13 protein-coding genes, 1 other RNA gene and 2 pseudogenes are annotated in these 15,198 nt (G+C 73.1%); 9 read left to right on the top strand and 7 right to left on the bottom strand.

Features of this window, described 5'->3' with window-relative positions:
• The first annotated feature begins 12 nt into the window (after window positions 1-12).
• Window positions 13-1,377, top strand: a complete 1,365-nt coding sequence (locus SAM23877_RS11175; protein WP_053129961.1) for a bifunctional RNase H/acid phosphatase — start codon at window positions 13-15, stop codon at window positions 1,375-1,377.
• Here SAM23877_RS11175 and SAM23877_RS11170 read toward each other — a convergent pair.
• From SAM23877_RS11170 to SAM23877_RS40545, 3 genes and pseudogenes are all read right to left on the bottom strand, one after another.
• Window positions 1,352-2,011, bottom strand: coding sequence for a bifunctional 4-hydroxy-2-oxoglutarate aldolase/2-dehydro-3-deoxy-phosphogluconate aldolase (locus tag SAM23877_RS11170; RefSeq protein WP_053129958.1), 660 nt, complete (start codon window positions 2,009-2,011; stop codon window positions 1,352-1,354). The two genes, SAM23877_RS11175 and SAM23877_RS11170, sit on opposite strands and share 26 nt — an antisense overlap.
• 72 nt (window positions 2,012-2,083) lie before the next feature.
• Window positions 2,084-2,866 carry a peroxide stress protein YaaA gene (yaaA, locus tag SAM23877_RS11165; RefSeq protein ID WP_053129954.1) on the bottom strand — a complete coding sequence of 261 codons (783 nt, stop codon included), beginning with the start codon at window positions 2,864-2,866 and terminating at the stop codon, window positions 2,084-2,086.
• Between the two features lie 215 nt (window positions 2,867-3,081).
• A pseudogene (locus SAM23877_RS40545) lies at window positions 3,082-3,408 on the bottom strand (MerR family transcriptional regulator); the annotation flags it as partial.
• Window positions 3,409-3,604: 196 nt separating this feature from the next.
• Between SAM23877_RS40545 and SAM23877_RS11155 the strand changes: the two are divergent.
• The 5 genes and pseudogenes from SAM23877_RS11155 (at window position 3,605) to SAM23877_RS11140 (ending at window position 8,297) form a co-directional block, all read left to right on the top strand.
• Window positions 3,605-4,444, top strand: a complete 840-nt coding sequence (locus tag SAM23877_RS11155) for a helix-turn-helix domain-containing protein (protein ID WP_053129951.1) — start codon at window positions 3,605-3,607, stop codon at window positions 4,442-4,444.
• 10 nt (window positions 4,445-4,454) lie between these two features.
• Window positions 4,455-5,306: pseudogene (locus tag SAM23877_RS11150) on the top strand (DMT family transporter); the annotation flags it as partial.
• A 202-nt stretch (window positions 5,307-5,508) separates the two neighbouring features.
• Window positions 5,509-5,911, top strand: an RNA gene (gene rnpB, locus SAM23877_RS36150) — RNase P RNA component class A.
• Between the two features lie 368 nt (window positions 5,912-6,279).
• Complete coding sequence (locus SAM23877_RS11145) at window positions 6,280-7,275, top strand: glycoside hydrolase family 11 protein (RefSeq protein WP_053129945.1); 996 nt, start codon at window positions 6,280-6,282, stop codon at window positions 7,273-7,275.
• 32 nt (window positions 7,276-7,307) lie between these two features.
• Entirely contained in the window at window positions 7,308-8,297 is a 990-nt protein-coding gene (locus tag SAM23877_RS11140) for a polysaccharide deacetylase family protein (protein ID WP_053129942.1), read from the top strand.
• A 116-nt stretch (window positions 8,298-8,413) separates the two neighbouring features.
• Here the strand turns inward: SAM23877_RS11140 and SAM23877_RS11135 are convergent, their stop codons facing one another.
• Window positions 8,414-8,761, bottom strand: coding sequence for a MazG-like family protein (locus tag SAM23877_RS11135; RefSeq protein WP_053129939.1), 348 nt, complete (start codon window positions 8,759-8,761; stop codon window positions 8,414-8,416).
• A 34-nt stretch (window positions 8,762-8,795) separates the two neighbouring features.
• Window positions 8,796-9,338 (bottom strand): DoxX family protein, encoded by a 543-nt coding sequence (locus SAM23877_RS11130; RefSeq protein ID WP_053129936.1) that lies wholly within the window; start codon window positions 9,336-9,338, stop codon window positions 8,796-8,798.
• A 163-nt stretch (window positions 9,339-9,501) separates the two neighbouring features.
• Here SAM23877_RS11130 and SAM23877_RS11125 point away from each other — a divergent pair, with 163 nt between their 5' ends.
• Window positions 9,502-9,828 (top strand): nuclear transport factor 2 family protein, encoded by a 327-nt coding sequence (locus SAM23877_RS11125; protein WP_053129933.1) that lies wholly within the window; start codon window positions 9,502-9,504, stop codon window positions 9,826-9,828.
• A gap of 266 nt (window positions 9,829-10,094) precedes the next feature.
• Here the strand turns inward: SAM23877_RS11125 and SAM23877_RS11120 are convergent, their stop codons facing one another.
• A complete protein-coding gene (locus SAM23877_RS11120; RefSeq protein WP_053129930.1) occupies window positions 10,095-10,883 on the bottom strand; it encodes an SDR family oxidoreductase in 789 nt (262 codons plus the stop codon).
• 132 nt (window positions 10,884-11,015) lie between these two features.
• Here SAM23877_RS11120 and SAM23877_RS11115 point away from each other — a divergent pair, with 132 nt between their 5' ends.
• On the top strand, window positions 11,016-12,668 hold the full coding sequence (locus tag SAM23877_RS11115) for an alkaline phosphatase D family protein (protein ID WP_053129927.1): 1,653 nt from the start codon (window positions 11,016-11,018) through the stop codon (window positions 12,666-12,668).
• On the opposite strand, the gene SAM23877_RS11110 is transcribed toward SAM23877_RS11115, so the two are convergent.
• Window positions 12,655-13,692, bottom strand: a complete 1,038-nt coding sequence (locus SAM23877_RS11110; protein ID WP_053129923.1) for a Gfo/Idh/MocA family protein — start codon at window positions 13,690-13,692, stop codon at window positions 12,655-12,657. The two genes, SAM23877_RS11115 and SAM23877_RS11110, sit on opposite strands and share 14 nt — an antisense overlap.
• A 105-nt stretch (window positions 13,693-13,797) precedes the next feature.
• Between SAM23877_RS11110 and SAM23877_RS11105 the strand changes: the two genes are divergently transcribed.
• On the top strand, window positions 13,798-15,189 hold the full coding sequence (locus SAM23877_RS11105; protein ID WP_244902930.1) for a multidrug effflux MFS transporter: 1,392 nt from the start codon (window positions 13,798-13,800) through the stop codon (window positions 15,187-15,189).
• Window positions 15,190-15,198 lie beyond the last annotated feature (9 nt).

Genomic DNA, 15,198 nt, shown 5'->3' with positions numbered 1-15,198 from the left:
GTGGGAGACGCGGTGGCAGGTCCGGCCGCTCCCGCGCGGGAGTTCGTCGTCGAGGCCGACGGCGGTTCACGGGGGAACCCGGGACCCGCGGGCTACGGTGCCGTGGTGCTGGACGCGGTGACGGGGGAGACCCTCGTCGAGGCCGCCGACCACCTCGGGGTCGCCACGAACAACGTGGCCGAGTACCGGGGCCTGCTGGCCGGCCTGCGCGCGGCGAGGGAGCTGGACCCGGACGCGACCGTCCGGGTCCGGATGGACTCCAAGCTCGTCGTCGAGCAGATGTCGGGCCGCTGGAAGATCAAGCACCCCGACATGAAGCCGCTGGCGGCCGAGGCGGCGCGCGTCTTCCCGCCGGGGCGGGTGACGTACGAGTGGATGCCCCGCGCGAGCAACAAGCACGCCGACCGCCTGGCCAACGAGGCGATGGACGCGGGAGCCCGGGGCGAACGGTGGTCGCCGTCCGGGTCCACGGCGGAGCTGGACGCCGGCGACGCCCGCGCGGCGGCCGCGGGCGAGGTACCGGTCGTCGCCGAGGCACCGGCTGTCGACGCCGCTCCCGGTGCCGGCACCCTGGCCGCGTCCACCGCCGCGATGTCGGACGCTGCCGCCGACGCCGCCGCGGACACGTCCGTGCCGGACACGTCCGTGCCGGACACGTCCGTGCCGGACACCGCCGTGTCCGTAGCCGCCGCAACGGCCGACGTACGGGCCGCCAAGACCGTGGCCTCCCCCGGCTGGGGACCCCCCGACATGGGCGCCCCCGCCACCTTCGTCCTGCTCCGGCACGGGGAGACGCCCCTGACGCCGCAGAAGCGGTTCTCCGGGAGCGGCGGCAGCGACCCGTCCCTGTCGGCCGTCGGCCGGGAGCAGGCCGAGAAGGTCGCCGCGAGCCTCGCCCGGCGCGGCACCGTTCAGGCGGTCGTCGCCTCGCCCCTGGCCCGCACCCGGGAGACCGCCGGGATCGTCGCCGCCCGCCTCGGTCTGGAGGTCACGGTCGAGGAGGGCCTGCGGGAGACCGACTTCGGCGCCTGGGAGGGGCTCACCTTCGGCGAGGTCCGCGAGCGGTACCCCGACGACCTGAACGCGTGGCTGGCCTCCCCGGACGCGGAACCGACCGGCGGCGGCGAGAGCTTCGCGGCGACCGGCGCCCGGGTCGCCGCCACCCGCGACAAGCTGGTCGCGGCGTACGCGGGCCGCACGGTGCTGCTGGTCTCCCACGTGACGCCGATCAAGACGTTCGTGCGGCTGGCCCTGGGCGCCCCGCCCGAGTCGCTGTTCCGCATGGAGCTGTCGGCGGCGTCGTTGTCGGCGGTGGCGTACTACGCGGACGGCGGCGCGAGCGTACGGCTGTTCAACGACACGTCCCACCTGCGCTGAGCGCCGCCGCCTCACGGGCGAGCCGCTCCACCCGAGCCCAGTCGCGGCCGGCCACCGCGTCCTTCGGCAGCATCCAACTGCCGCCGACGCAGCCGACGTTGGGCAGGGCGAGGTACTCCGGGGCGGAGCCCGGCCCGACGCCGCCGGTCGGGCAGAAGCGGGCCTGCGGCAGCGGGGCGGCGAGCGCCTTGAGGTAGGCGGTGCCGCCCGCGGCCTCGGCCGGGAAGAACTTCATCTCCCGCACCCCGCGCTCCAGCAGCGCCACCACCTCGGACGTGGTCGACACCCCCGGCAGGAAGGGCACCCCGGACCCCCGCATCGCGTCCAGCAGCGTGTCCGTCCACCCCGGGCTGACCAGGAACCGCGCCCCGGCCGCCACGACCTCGTCGACCTGCTCCGGCGTGATGACCGTGCCCGCGCCGACCACCGCGCCCGGTACGTCGGCGGCGATCGCGCGGATCGCGTCGACGGCGACCGGCGTGCGCAGCGTGACCTCGATCGCGGGCAGCCCGCCGGCGACCAGCGCACGGGCGAGCGGCACGGCGTCCGCGAGGTCGTCGATCACCACGACGGGCACGACGGGGGCGAGGTCCAGGACCGAGACGGCGGGGGAGGAGGGCAGCGGTGAGCTCATGCCCTCATCGTGCCGCCGCCCAGCAGTATGCGCAACGCGCGTTGCGTCATGTGCAACACAGGGCCGGTCCGCTCAGTGGACCTCCGCCACCAGCACGTCCAGCGACCACGGCTTCCCCGCCTTCGCGGGCGCCTCGGCCTCCACCTCGTAGCCGAGGTCCCGCAGCGCCTCCACCAGCTCGGCGGGCCCCTCGGGCGCGATCCCGGCCGCCAGCAGACTCCGGACGATCCGCCCCTTGGTCGCCTTGTTGAAGTGGCTGACCACCTTCCGGGTCGGCGCGTGCAGCACCCGCACGGTCGCCGTCCGCCCGGCGACCTCGCCCGTGGGCTTCCAGGCCGCCGCGTACGCCGACGAGCGCAGGTCCAGCACCAGCCCGCCCCCGGCGGCCTCGGGCAGCACCTCGGCCATCGGCGCACGCCAGTAGGCGCCCAGGGCCCCGAGCGCGGGCAGCTTCACACCCATCGAGCAGCGGTAGGAGGGGATACGGTCGGTCACCCGCACCGCACCCCACAGCCCCGAGAAGACCAGCAGCGACCGGGCCGCGCGCCGCTTGGCGGCCGGTTCGAGCGAGGCCAGGTCCAGGGCGTCGTACAGCACACCGGTGTAGATCTCCCCGGCCGGACGCGCACCGGCCGTCCGCAGCTCCGCGTTCTTGGCGACCTCGCCGCGCAGCCCCTCGCTCAGCCCGAGCACCTCGCGCGCCTTCTCCTCGTCACCGGCGCACAGCTCAACCAGCTCACCGAGGACGGTCTCCCGGGCGGGGGTCAGCCCCGGAAGGGACAGCGACTCCGGCTTCAACGGCGCACCGCGGCCGGACGCGGCCTTCCCCTCGGACGGCGGCAGCAGGACAAGCACGCGTACTCCTTCGGATCGAGCTGTCGGGCCCCCGCTCAGGGTACGGCGTACCCCTCGCGTGCCTGGTCGACGGCCCGTACGAGCGCTGCGGGGCCGTCGGCGTGACAGCGCACGACACGCACCTCGCGCCGCCGCCCGAAGAAGCCGACGTGGACGACGGGCTCGGTCAGCTCGACGGTGACGGAGGTCTGGAGGCCCACGGCGAGGTTCAGCTCCCCGCCCGCCGTCTCGTGCGTCGCCCGCAGCCGCACCCGGCGTTCCCGGATCGCCGCCTCCTGCCGTGCCAGGTCCGCGTCCAGCTCCGCCAGCACCTCGGCGAGATCCTTCCCGGCCTCGTCCGCGAGCACGTCCCGCACCTCCGCCGGCCCGAGCCCCAGCTCGGTCAGCCGCCTGATCCGGGCCGGCACGACGACGTGCCGCAGGGTGTACGTCCGGTATCCGTTGGCCAGCCGCTCCGGTTCGGGCAGCAGGCCCTGGTGGTGGTAGTGCCGCACGGTCCGCGTGGTGACGCCGACGGCGTCGGCGAGTTCTCCGATGCGCATGGCCCCAGTCGAAACGTTGACGTCGCGACAGGGTCAAGCGGCGTGGCTCCGGCTTCGGACGGCGGGCGGGATCGTGTGCCACGATCGAGGGAACGGTGCCCGATCTCTCGGACAGGTGATCAGCCGACCCCCCTTCGACGTCGAGCTGGACACCGCCGACTTCCTCTGATCCCGTGGGGGCAGGGGGTGGCAGGCGGTGGACGCGCGCGAACAGGCACGGTGGACCAGGGCCCGGCTGGGAACGGACGGCCCGCCCCTCGACCTCCTCACCGCCAGCTTCGACCGCCACGTCTACGCCCCGCACGCCCACGACGAGTTCACGGTCGGCGTCACCGTCGGCGGCCTGGAGGTCATCGCCTACCGGGGCGGGCACATCCACTCCGGACCGGGTTCCATCGTCGTCCTGGAACCGGGCGAGGTGCACACCGGCGGCCCGGCCGCCCCCGAGGGCTACTCGTACCGCGCCCTGTACGCGGCCCCGCCCCTCCTCGCCGACGGCACACGCGCCGCGGCCCTCCCGCACTTCCGTGAACCCGTCCTCGACGATCCGGAACTCGCCGCGGCCCTGCACGCCGCGCACACGGACCTGACCCGCCGCCCCGACCCCCTGGAGGCGGAGTCCCGCCTCCCCTGGCTGCTCACGGCCCTCGCCCGCCGCCACTCCACGGCCCGTGCGACCGACGACACCGTTCCCGGCGCCGACCGCATCGCCCGCGCCGTACGCGACCGCCTCGCCGACGAACTCCTCGCCCCGCCGTCCCTGGCCGCGCTCGCCACCGACCTCGGCCTGTCCCGCTACCAGCTCCTGCGCGCCTTCCGTACGGCAGCGGGGATACCGCCGTACGCCTGGCTCGCCCAGCACCGGGTGGCCAGGGCGCGCGGGCTCCTGGACGCGGGCCTGCGCCCGGCCGAGGCGGCGGCACTGGTGGGCTTCGCCGATCAGGCCCACCTGACCCGCTGGTTCCGCAGGGTCCTCGGCGTGACCCCGGCGGCATACCGCAACAGCGTTCAAGACGGCACCCCCGAAGGAGAATGAGACTCGCCGCATGACTGCACGCGGCTGGTTTCTGTTCTCCCTGATGGGAGTGGTCTGGGGCGTCCCCTACCTGATGATCAAGGTGGCGGTGGACGAGGTGTCCCCGTCCGGAGTGGTGTTCACCCGCTGTGCGCTGGGCGCCGCGCTCCTCCTCCCCTTCGCCCTGCGCAAGGGCAACCTGTTCGGGACCGTACGAACACACTGGAAGCCCCTCCTGGCCTTCGCCGTCATCGAGATCATCGGCCCCTGGTGGACCCTGACCGACGCCGAACGCCACCTGTCCAGCTCCACCGCGGGCCTGTTGATCGCGGGCGTGCCGATCGTCGGCGTGGCCCTGGCCCGCTGCTTCGGCTCCGCGGAACACCTGGGCGCCCGGCGGCTGACCGGCCTCGCCGTGGGCCTGGCCGGCGTAGCCGTCCTCACCGTCCCGCACCTGACCGGCGGCGACGTCCGCTCCCTCGCCGAGGTGCTGGTGACGGTGCTGGGCTACGCCACCGCCCCGCTCATCGCCGCCCGCCACCTGAAGGACGTCCCCTCCCTCCACCTCACGGCGGCCTGCCTCACCCTCGCGGCCCTCGTCTACGCCCCCGCCGCCGTCGCGGGCCGCCCGGACGCCCTGCCCTCCGGCGAGGTGATCGCGGCGCTGGCGGGCCTCGGCGTGATCTGCACGGCGATCGCCTTCGTCGCCTTCCTGGAACTGATCAAGGAGGTGGGCCCGACCCGTGCGTCCGTCATCACGTACGTCAACCCGGCGATCGCCGTCGCCGCGGGCGCCGTCTTCCTGGACGAGTCCCTCACGCCCGGCGTCCTCGCCGCCTTCGCCCTGATCCTCACGGGCTCGGTCCTGGCGACGGCGTCCACGGGACCGACGGCGACGACGACCGTGACACCGGGGGCGCCGACGACACCGGCGGCGACACCGGCGGCAACACCAGGGGCGACCGCGACGTCGGCGGGGACCGTGGCTCCGGCGGCGACGGCGGCTCCGGCGGAGATCACCGAGCCGGCGGCGACCGAGGGACCGGGGTGTGGCGCGCGCCCGGTACCATGGTCGACACGGCAGACGAGCCGGGCGGACGGCCGCGTGAAGACCCTCACGGGACTTCCCGAGGAACGTCCGGGCTCCACAGGGCAGGGTGATGGCTAACGGCCACCCGGGGTGACCCGCGGGACAGTGCCACAGAAAGCAGACCGCCCGGGACTCCGGTCCCGGGTAAGGGTGAAACGGTGGTGTAAGAGACCACCAGTGCCCAGGGCGACCTGGGCAGCTAGGTAAACCCCACCCGGAGCAAGGTCAAGAAGGAAGCACCCCGGTGCTTCTGCGCGGACGTTCGAGGGCTGCCCGCCCGAGTCCGCGGGTAGACCGCTGGAGGCCGGTGGCAACGCCGGTCCTAGATGGATGGCCGTCGCCGGCGGGCCCGCGAGGACCCGCCGGAACAGAACCCGGCGTACAGCCCGACTCGTCTGCCGCCTCAAGCGGGTGTGCGCCGGCCGGCCGTCCGAGAGCGCGCGCGTCGGTGGCATTCCCCGAGCGCCGGTCCACGTGGCCGCGGAAGCGCGTGAGGCCACCCTCGACATCCTCCCCCCACCCCATCGACGCTGACCGTCGAAACTTTCGAACTGCCGGGACATGATTTCTGATCAATGGTTCTGACGGTGTGGTGAGGCTGGGCGTTGACGAGCGGTATGGCAGGTGTGAGCTGCGGAGAGAGGCAGGGTGGTGCGCTGACGCCGGAGCCGACAGTTTCGAAATATTGACCGAAACTGTTGACGGTGGTCGTGTACAGGCCAACACTGGCGCCGTTGTCGAACCCCGCAGGAGAGGAAGCACCGTCATGAACGTGCTCGTGCAACCGAAGCGCCGCAGAGGCGCTTTCGCGACGCTCCTCGTCAGAAGTGCGTGGGCCGTCGCCCTGGCCGCCCTGGCGGCGCTGATGCTGCCGGGCACCGCCCAGGCCGGCACGGTCGTCACGACCAACCAGGAGGGCACCAACAACGGCTACTACTACTCGTTCTGGACCGACAGCCAGGGCACCGTCTCCATGGACATGGGGTCCGGCGGCCAGTACAGCACCTCCTGGCGCAACACCGGCAACTTCGTCGCCGGCAAGGGCTGGAGCAACGGCGGGCGCAGGACCGTGCAGTACTCGGGCACCTTCAACCCGTCCGGCAACGCGTACCTGACCCTCTACGGGTGGACGTCGAACCCGCTCGTCGAGTACTACATCGTCGACAACTGGGGCACCTACCGGCCCACGGGTGAGTTCAAGGGCACCGTGACCACCGACGGGGGCACCTACGACATCTACAAGACCACCCGCTACAACGCGCCCTCCGTCGAGGGCACCCGCACCTTCGACCAGTACTGGAGCGTGCGTCAGTCCAAGCGGACCGGCGGCACCATCACCACCGGCAACCACTTCGACGCGTGGTCGCGGGCCGGGATGCCGCTGGGCAACTTCAGCTACTACATGATCATGGCCACCGAGGGATACCAGAGCAGCGGCAGCTCCGACATCACGGTCGGGGGCACCGGTTCCGGTGGTGGCGGCGGCGGTGGTGGCGGTGGCTGCACCGCCACCCTGTCCGCCGGGCAGAAGTGGGACGACCGCTACAACCTCGACGTCTCGGTCACCGGGGCCAGCAACTGGACCGTCACGATGAACGTGCCCTCACCGGCGAAGGTGCTGTCCACCTGGAACACCAGCGCCAGTTACCCCAGCGCCCAGACCCTGACCGCCAAGTCCAACGGCAGCGGCAACAACTGGGGCGCCACCATCCAGGCCAACGGCAACTGGACCTGGCCGTCGGTCTCCTGCAGCGCGGGCTGACCCCGGACACGAGGAGAGGAGGACCCCTTCCCATGCGCACCAGACCCCGCCCCTCAGGGCGTTCCCTGGTCACCGCGGTGTCCGTCGCCGCCCTGGCCGTCGCGGGCACCGCCGCCGCCGACGCCGCCCCGGCGCGGGCGGCCGCCTGCAACGGCTACGTCGGGCTCACCTTCGACGACGGCCCCTCCGGCACCACTCAGGCCCTGCTCGACGCGCTCAAGCGGAACGGCCTGCGGGCCACCATGTTCAACCAGGGCCAGTACGCGGCCCAGAACCCGTCCCTGGTCCGGGCCCAGGTCGACGCCGGCATGTGGGTCGCCAACCACAGCTACACCCACCCGCACATGACCCAGCTGAGTCAGGCGCAGATGGACTCCGAGATCTCCCGGACCCAGGCGGCCATCGCGAACGCGGGCGGTGGCACGCCGAAGCTGTTCCGCCCGCCGTACGGCGAGACCAACGCCACGCTGCGGTCGGTCGAGGCCAGGCACGGGCTGACCGAGGTGATCTGGGACGTCGACACGCAGGACTGGAACAACGCGAGCACCGACGCGATCGTGCAGGCCGTCTCACGGCTGGGCAACGGCCAGGTCGTCCTCATGCACGACTGGCCCGCCAACACGCTCGCGGCGATCCCGCGCATCGCGCAGACCCTGGCCGGCAAGGGCCTGTGCGCCGGCATGATCTCGCCGCAGACCGGGCGGGCGGTCGCCCCCGACGGTGGCGGCGGCGGTGGTGGCGGAGGAGGTGGCGGCGGTACGTGTACCGCGACCCTGTCCGCCGGGCAGCGGTGGGGGGACCGGTACAACCTCGACGTGTCCGTCAGCGGGGCCAGTGCCTGGACGGTGACGATGAACGTGCCGTCCCCGGCCAGGGTCCTGTCCACCTGGAACGTCAACGCGAGCTACCCGAGCGCACAGGTGCTGACCGCCAAGTCCAACGGCAGCGGCGGCACCTGGGGAGCCACCATCCAGGCCAACGGCAACTGGACCTGGCCGACGGTCTCCTGCACCGCGGGCTGAGCCCGCACCCGGCCCCGTGGCACGGCGGACCACCGCCGTGCCACGGGGCCCTCGGCAGGTCCGGCGAGGGCGGTGTGCGGCTTCGCCGGCCCGCGACACGCCGGGCTCCGCCGCGTTCAGGCGTCCGGCGTCCCCAGCGACCGCACCGCCACCCGCTCCAGGTGCCGTCCGAACACCTCCCGTGCCCGGGGCGTCAGGGTCCGCAGCGCCACCAGGGCCGTGATCACGACGTCGCACAGCTCCGCCTCGACGTCGTCCCACGTGTGGGTGACGCCCTTGCGCGGGTTCTGGCCGGTCGCGCCGATCACCGCCTCGGACACCTCGCCCACCTCCTCGGACAGCTTCAGCATGCGCAGCAGCAGGCCCTCCCTGCCGCCGACGGGCTGGTCCGCCTCCAGCCACTTCCACAGGGCGTCGACGGTGGTCCAGAGGTCTGCGGGGGTGTCCTCGCGGTCGGCGTTCATGCCGGGCAGCCTGCCACGGCGCGGGGGCGGTACGTCAGTCGAACAGCGGTTCCTGCTGTCCCTCGGCGGCCTTGCGCACCCGCTTGTTGCGTGCCCCCACGACGACCGCCGTGGCCGCCGCCGTCGCCGCGAACGCGGCCGGGACCATCCAGTTCCGGTTGACCGCGTGGCCGAGCACGTGGTCCAGGGAGAGGCGACCGGGGCCCGCGACCGCGAGCCCGGCGGCCGTCAGACCGAGGGAGGCCGCGTACTCGTAGCCGCCGGCCATGGCGAAGAAGCCGTTGGGGGCGTGCACCGCCGCCGCGCCCACCATCGCTCCGGCCGCCGCCGCGCCCGCGGCCGGTGTGGCCAGGCCCAGCGCCAGCAGCGTCCCGCCCCCGGCCTCGGCCAGTCCCGCCGCGGTGGCACTGGCCCGGCCCGGCGCGTAGCCCATGGCCTCCATGGCCTGGCCGGTGCCCTCGATGCCGCCGCCGCCGAACCAGCCGAGCAGCTTCTGCGCACCGTGCGCGGCCAGCACACCGCCGGTGCCCAGGCGGAGCAGCAGCAGCCCCAGGTCACGCCGGTCATAACAGTTCACGTCGACTCCTCGCAGACGGCGGCTCACCTCCCCACCGTCACCCGCCCGCGCCGCGCGGGCCCGCCGCGGGCGCCGTTCGGGTGGTGCGCCAGGGCTGGGCCGGCGGCTGGGCCGGTCGCCGGGCCGGGTGGCGGGGGCGAGGGGGTGGTGTGACGCTGCCGCCATGACGATTCAGACCACGCGACTCAGCGACCCGGCCGTCCGCGCCTTCGTCGCCGCCGTCAACGCCCACGACCGCGAGGCCTTCCTCGCGCTGCTCGCGCCGGACGCCACCATGGCCGACGACGGGAACGACCGGGACCTCGCCCAGTGGATCGACCAGGAGATCTTCTCCTCCAACGGTCACCTGGAGGTCGACAACGAGTCGAACGGCGGCCGCGCCCTCATCGCCCGCTACCGCAACGACACCTGGGGCGAGATGCGTACGCGGTGGAGCTTCACCGTGGACGAGGACGGCCGGATCGCGCGGTTCGAGACCGGGCAGGCCTGAGCCTCGGCCAGGTGATCCACGCGGCAGCCGTTCCGCCCACCGGCGTGCATCCCGCGGTCCCCCGCGGGATCCACCCCCAGCCGGTGCGGCGGAACGACTGCCGCCTCCCCCCCTCGGTGTGGTCTGCGGACCGCCACGGAAGGCCAACGCCCCAAGTGTGAAGCTCTGGTGAAGGAGAGTTGAGCATACGTCCGCCACCGGCCGCAATACCGTGGATCACGCAATTCCGATTGTGTGGGACCGGGCGGGCGGCGCGGCGGGCGCCCTCAGCCGCGCCCCACGTACGGCATCGCCGTCGCCATGACCGTCGCGAACTGCACGTTCGCCTCCAGCGGCAGCTCCGCCATGTGCCGCACCGTGCGCGCCACGTCGGCGACGTCCATCACCGGCTCGGGTGCCGTCTCCCCGTTGGCCTGGAGGGCGCCGGTCTGCATGCCGGCCGTCATGTCGGTCGCCGCGTTGCCGATGTCGATCTGGCCGACCGCGATGCCGTAGGGCCTGCCGTCCAGGGACAGTGACTTGGTCAGGCCCGTCAGGGCGTGCTTGGTCGCCGTGTACGCCACCGAGTGCGGGCGCGGGGTGTGGGCCGAGATCGAGCCGTTGTTGATGATCCGGCCCCCCTGCGGGCGCTGCTCCTTCATCTGCCGGTACGCCGCCTGCGCGCACAGGAACGCCCCGTTGAGGTTGGTGTCCACCACGTGGCGCCACGCCTCGTAGGGCAGCTCCTCGACCGGCACGCCGCCCGGGCCGAACGTCCCGGCGTTGTTGAACAGCAGGTCCAGCCGTCCGAAGCGCTCGCGTACGGCGCTGAACAGGGCCGCCACGTCCTCCGGGTGTGACACGTCGGCGCGGACGGGGAGCGCGGAGCCGCCCGCCGGGGCCAGTGCGGCCGTCTCCTCCAGGGTCCCGGGGCGTCGGCCAGCGAGCGCCACGGACCAGCCGGCCGCCAGCAGTTCGAGGGCGACCGCCCGGCCGATGCCGGATCCGGCGCCCGTGACGACGGCCACTTTCTGCGCTCCGACGGTTTCCTCGTCGGCGGTTCTCACGGTGTTCATGAGTCGGCAGCGTACGCGTGGCGGATCATGCGGAACTCATCCTTCCGACATGGGATCGCCATGTCCGCGCCAAGCCAGGGACGTCCCCGGCGATTCGAATGCCCCATGCAACCACTGCATGGGGAGGAACGGATGTCACCCGCGAACCACCAGGCCCAGTCCCAGCCCTCGCACGCGCCCGAACTCCGCGCCGCCGCCCGCACCCTGGGCCGCCGCCGCTTCCTGACCGTCACCGGTGCCGCCGCGGCGCTCGCGTTCTCCGTCAACCTGCCGACCGCGGGCACCGCGAGCGCCGCCGAACTCGACGCGGCCCAGCTCACCGCCGACCCCTTCACCCTCGGCGTCGCCTCCGGCGACCCGCAGTCCGACTCCGTCCTGCTGTGGACGCGCCTGGCCCCCGTCCCGTACCAGGCCGACAGCGGACTGCCCGCCAAACGCGTCGACGTGAGCTGGGAACTGGCCCTGGACGAACGGTTCCGGCGCGTCGTGAGAAGGGGCAGGGCCACCGCCCACCCCGAGTTCCACCACACCGTGCACGTCGAGGTCGACCACCTCGCGCCCGGCCACGTCTACTACTACCGCTTCCGCGCCGGCCGCTGGGTCAGCCCGGCCGGCCGCACCCGCACCGCGCCCGCACGGCACAGCCGGGCCGCGGACCTCACCTTCGGCGTGGTCTCCTGCCAGAAGTACGACGAGGGCTACTACACCGCGTACAAGCACCTGGCCCAGGAGGACGTGGACGTCGTCTTCCACCTCGGCGACTACCTGTACGAGTACGCCGTCAACGCCACCGGCGGCTCCCGCGCCTACCCCGCGGGCACCCTCCCCGCCCTCTTCAACCACGAGACGGTGACGCTGGAGGACTACCGGCTGCGGTACGCCCTCTACAAGTCGGACCCCGACCTGCGGGCCGCGCACGCCGCGCACCCGTTCATCGTCACCTGGGACGACCACGAGACCGAGAACAACTACGCCGACGAGACGCCGGAGAACAGCGTCCCGCCGGAGGAGTTCCTCATCCGCCGGGCCGCCGCCTACCGGGCCTACTGGGAGAACATGCCGCTGCGCCGGCCGCAGCTGCCCGACGGCGCCGACCTGAAGCTCTACCGCCGCCTGCACTGGGGCCGCCTCGCCCAGTTCGACGTGCTGGACACCCGCCAGTACCGCTCCAACCAGGCCTACGGCGACGGCTGGCAGTTCCCCGGCCCCGAGTCCGAGGACCCGGGCCGCACGCTGACCGGCGACGCCCAGGAGCGCTGGCTGGTCAACGGCTGGCACCGGTCGGACGCCCTGTGGAACGTGGTGCCCCAGCAGGTCACCTTCTCGCAGCGGTACAACATGACGACCACCCCGTCGAAGGTCTCCATGGACTCCTGGGACGGCTACCCGGCCTCCCGCGAGCGGGTGCTGGCCGGCGCGCAGGCCGCCGGCATCGAGAACCTCATGGTCCTCACCGGCGACGTGCACGTCTCCTACGCCTTCGACATCAAGCGCGACTTCTCCGACCCGGGCTCCCGGACCCTGGGTACGGAGATCGTGACGACCTCCGTCACCAGCGGTCGCGACGGCTCGGAGAAGCCGTCCAACTGGGACACGCTCATGACCGCCAACCCGCACCTGAAGTTCTTCAACGGGCGGCGCGGCTACGCGACGGTGTCCCTCGGCCGGAAGCTGGCGCGCGCCGACTTCAAGACGGTCTCCCACGTGACCACCGAGGGCGCGCCGCTCACGACCGCCGCGTCCTTCGTGACGGAGGTGGGGGAGCCGGGGCTCAAGCCGGCGTGACCTCGCGGTCCGCGGCCACCTCGCCGGGGTGCTCGCCCGGGTAGCGGACGCCGACGCGGTCCCGGATCGCGTCGAGCGTCCGCATGACGGCCAGGGTGCCGTCGAGCGGGACCATCGGGGACTCGCTCTCCCCGGCGCGCAGGGCGCGCATCACCTCCCGGGCCTCGTGCTTGAGGCTGGCCCGGGGCCCGTCGGCCGGATCGGCCCGGAACTCCTCCGGGTCCCGGCCGTCGCGATGCAGCACGAAGTGGTCCGGAAAGAAGAAGCCGTACGGGACGTCGATGCGGCCCCGGGAGCCGGTGACCGAAGCCGAGTTGGGCGTCCCGCCGGTGATGGAGCAGTGCACCGAGGCGAGAGCACCGCTCTCGTAGGAGAGCAGCGCACCCGTCTGGAGATCGACGCCCTCGTCCGAGAGCACCGCTCGCGCCGCGATGTCCGAGGGCTCGCCGAGCAGCAGCTGCGTGAACGACACCGGGTACACCCCCAGGTCGAGCAGCGCGCCGCCACCCTGCGCGGGGTCCCGCAGACGGTGCGCGGGAGGGAAGGGGCCCGCCAGGCCGAAGTCCGCCTGGACGCTGCGGATTTCGCCGATCGCCCCGTCCTCCACCAGCGCCTTCAGCCGCCGCACCAGCGGATTGCAGTACATCCACATCGCTTCCATCAGGAAGCCGCCGCTCCGGCGGGCGAGTGCGACCAGTTCCTCCGCCTCGCGCGCGTTCAGCGTGAACGGCTTCTCGCACAGCACGTTCCGCCCTGCCTCCAGGCACAGGCCGGCGGCGGCCCGGTGCGAGGAGTGCGGGGTGGCGACGTACACCACGTCGACCTCCTCGTCCCGCGCCAGTGCCTCCCAGTCGCCGTACGCGCGCGGTATGCCGAACCGCTCCGCGAACGCCTTCGCCGACGCCTCGGTCCGCGAGGCCACCGCCACGACCTCGGCATCCGGCAGATCGACCAGATCCGCCGTGAACGTCGCCGCCATCCCGCCGGTCGCCAGAATCCCCCAGCGCACCTTCTGCCCGGTCACCGCTGACACCCTGCCCCACCCTCGCTCAGGTTGTTCGAGTCTGTTCGTTCAAGTCCGTACGAGCTGAGAGCATAGGTGCCGGATTCGCAGAAGAGGGAGGGGCACATGCCCGAGCGCGGGCCGTCCATACCGCACACGACCCCGGACACCACACAGGACACCACACCGAAGACCTCGGAGCCCGCGCGGGCGGCCGGACCGGAGACGGGGCCGGCCGTCCGCGCGCTGAGCGCCACCCGCCGCACCGGCTGGCTCGTCACGCTCGTCCTCGGCGGTCTGACCGCCACGCCGCCCCTGGCGATGGACATGTACCTCCCCGCGCTCCCCGAGGTCACCCGGGCCCTGGCCGCGCCCGCCGCGACCGTCCAGCTCACGCTCACCGCCTGCCTGGCCGGCATGGCCCTCGGCCAGCTCGTGGTCGGACCGATGAGCGACAGGTGGGGCCGCCGCCGGCCGCTGCTGTCCGGACTCGCCGTCTACGTCGTCGCCACCGCCCTGTGCGCCGTCGCGCCCACCGTCGAACTCCTCGTCGCCTTCCGGCTGGCGCAGGGACTCGCGGGCGCCGCCGCGATCGTCATCGCCCGTGCCGTCGTCCGCGACCTGTACGACGGTGTGGCGATGGCCCGCTTCTTCTCCACCCTCATGCTGATCTCCGGTGTCGCCCCCGTCGTGGCGCCGCTCATCGGCGGACAGATCCTGCGGGTGACGGACTGGCGGGGCGTGTTCGTGGTGCTCACCGTGGTCGGGGTGGCGCTCGGCGCCGTGGTGTGGGCCAGGCTGCCCGAGACCCTGCCGGAGGCGGAACGGCACGCGGGCGGGGTCCGCGACACCCTGCACGCGATGCGCGGGCTGCTCGCCGACCGCGCCTTCACCGGCTACATGCTCGCGGGCGGCTTCGCCTTCGCCTCGCTCTTCGCCTACATCGCGGCGTCCCCCTTCGTCATCCAGGAGATCTACGGCGCCTCCCCGCAGACCTTCAGCCTGCTGTTCGGCCTCAACTCGATCGGCCTGGTCGTCGTCGGGCAGGTCAACGGCAAGATCCTGGTCGGACGGGTCCGGCTGGACCGGGTGCTGGGCCTCGGGCTCCTGATCGTCATCGCCGCCGCGACCGCCCTGCTGCTGATGTCCCTGGGCGTCTTCGGCGAGGTCGGACTGGTGCCGGTCGCCGCCGCGCTGTTCGTGCTGATGTCCGCGATGGGGCTCAGCCTGCCCAACACCCAGGCGCTCGCGCTGATGCGGGTCAGAACGTCCGCCGGTTCCGCCTCCGCGCTGCTCGGCACGTCCTCCTTCCTCATCGGCGCCGTCGCCTCCCCGCTCGTCGGGATCGCGGGGGAGGACACCGCGCTTCCGATGGCCGTGGTGCAACTGGTGGCGGCGCTGGTGGCGCTCGCCTTCTTCGTGGGGATGTGCCGTCCCGCGGCCGAGCGCCCCGCCGGGCCGCCTGCCGGTCGGGCGGCCGGGCCGGCCGGTCCGGCCAAGGAGGGGAGAGAGAGCTGAGCGCTCCGC

The organism is Streptomyces ambofaciens ATCC 23877, from assembly GCF_001267885.1.
GTDB classification, from domain to species: domain Bacteria; phylum Actinomycetota; class Actinomycetes; order Streptomycetales; family Streptomycetaceae; genus Streptomyces; species Streptomyces ambofaciens.
The sequence above is the reverse complement of the archived record's forward strand: the minus strand, read 5'-3'. Positions and strand labels throughout refer to the sequence as shown.

What these genes read in the sequence shown, in the direction of transcription:
- SAM23877_RS11125 (WP_053129933.1), top strand. Translation starts at nt 9,502, where the DNA reads ATGACGATTCAGACCACGCGACTCAGCGACCCGGCCGTCCGCGCCTTC.
- SAM23877_RS11120 (WP_053129930.1), bottom strand. Translation starts at nt 10,883, where the DNA reads ATGAACACCGTGAGAACCGCCGACGAGGAAACCGTCGGAGCGCAGAAA.
- SAM23877_RS11115 (WP_053129927.1), top strand. Translation starts at nt 11,016, where the DNA reads ATGTCACCCGCGAACCACCAGGCCCAGTCCCAGCCCTCGCACGCGCCC.
- SAM23877_RS11170 (WP_053129958.1), bottom strand. Translation starts at nt 2,011, where the DNA reads ATGAGCTCACCGCTGCCCTCCTCCCCCGCCGTCTCGGTCCTGGACCTC.
- SAM23877_RS11105 (WP_244902930.1), top strand. Translation starts at nt 13,798, where the DNA reads ATGCCCGAGCGCGGGCCGTCCATACCGCACACGACCCCGGACACCACA.
- SAM23877_RS11145 (WP_053129945.1), top strand. Translation starts at nt 6,280, where the DNA reads ATGAACGTGCTCGTGCAACCGAAGCGCCGCAGAGGCGCTTTCGCGACG.
- SAM23877_RS11135 (WP_053129939.1), bottom strand. Translation starts at nt 8,761, where the DNA reads ATGAACGCCGACCGCGAGGACACCCCCGCAGACCTCTGGACCACCGTC.
- SAM23877_RS11140 (WP_053129942.1), top strand. Translation starts at nt 7,308, where the DNA reads ATGCGCACCAGACCCCGCCCCTCAGGGCGTTCCCTGGTCACCGCGGTG.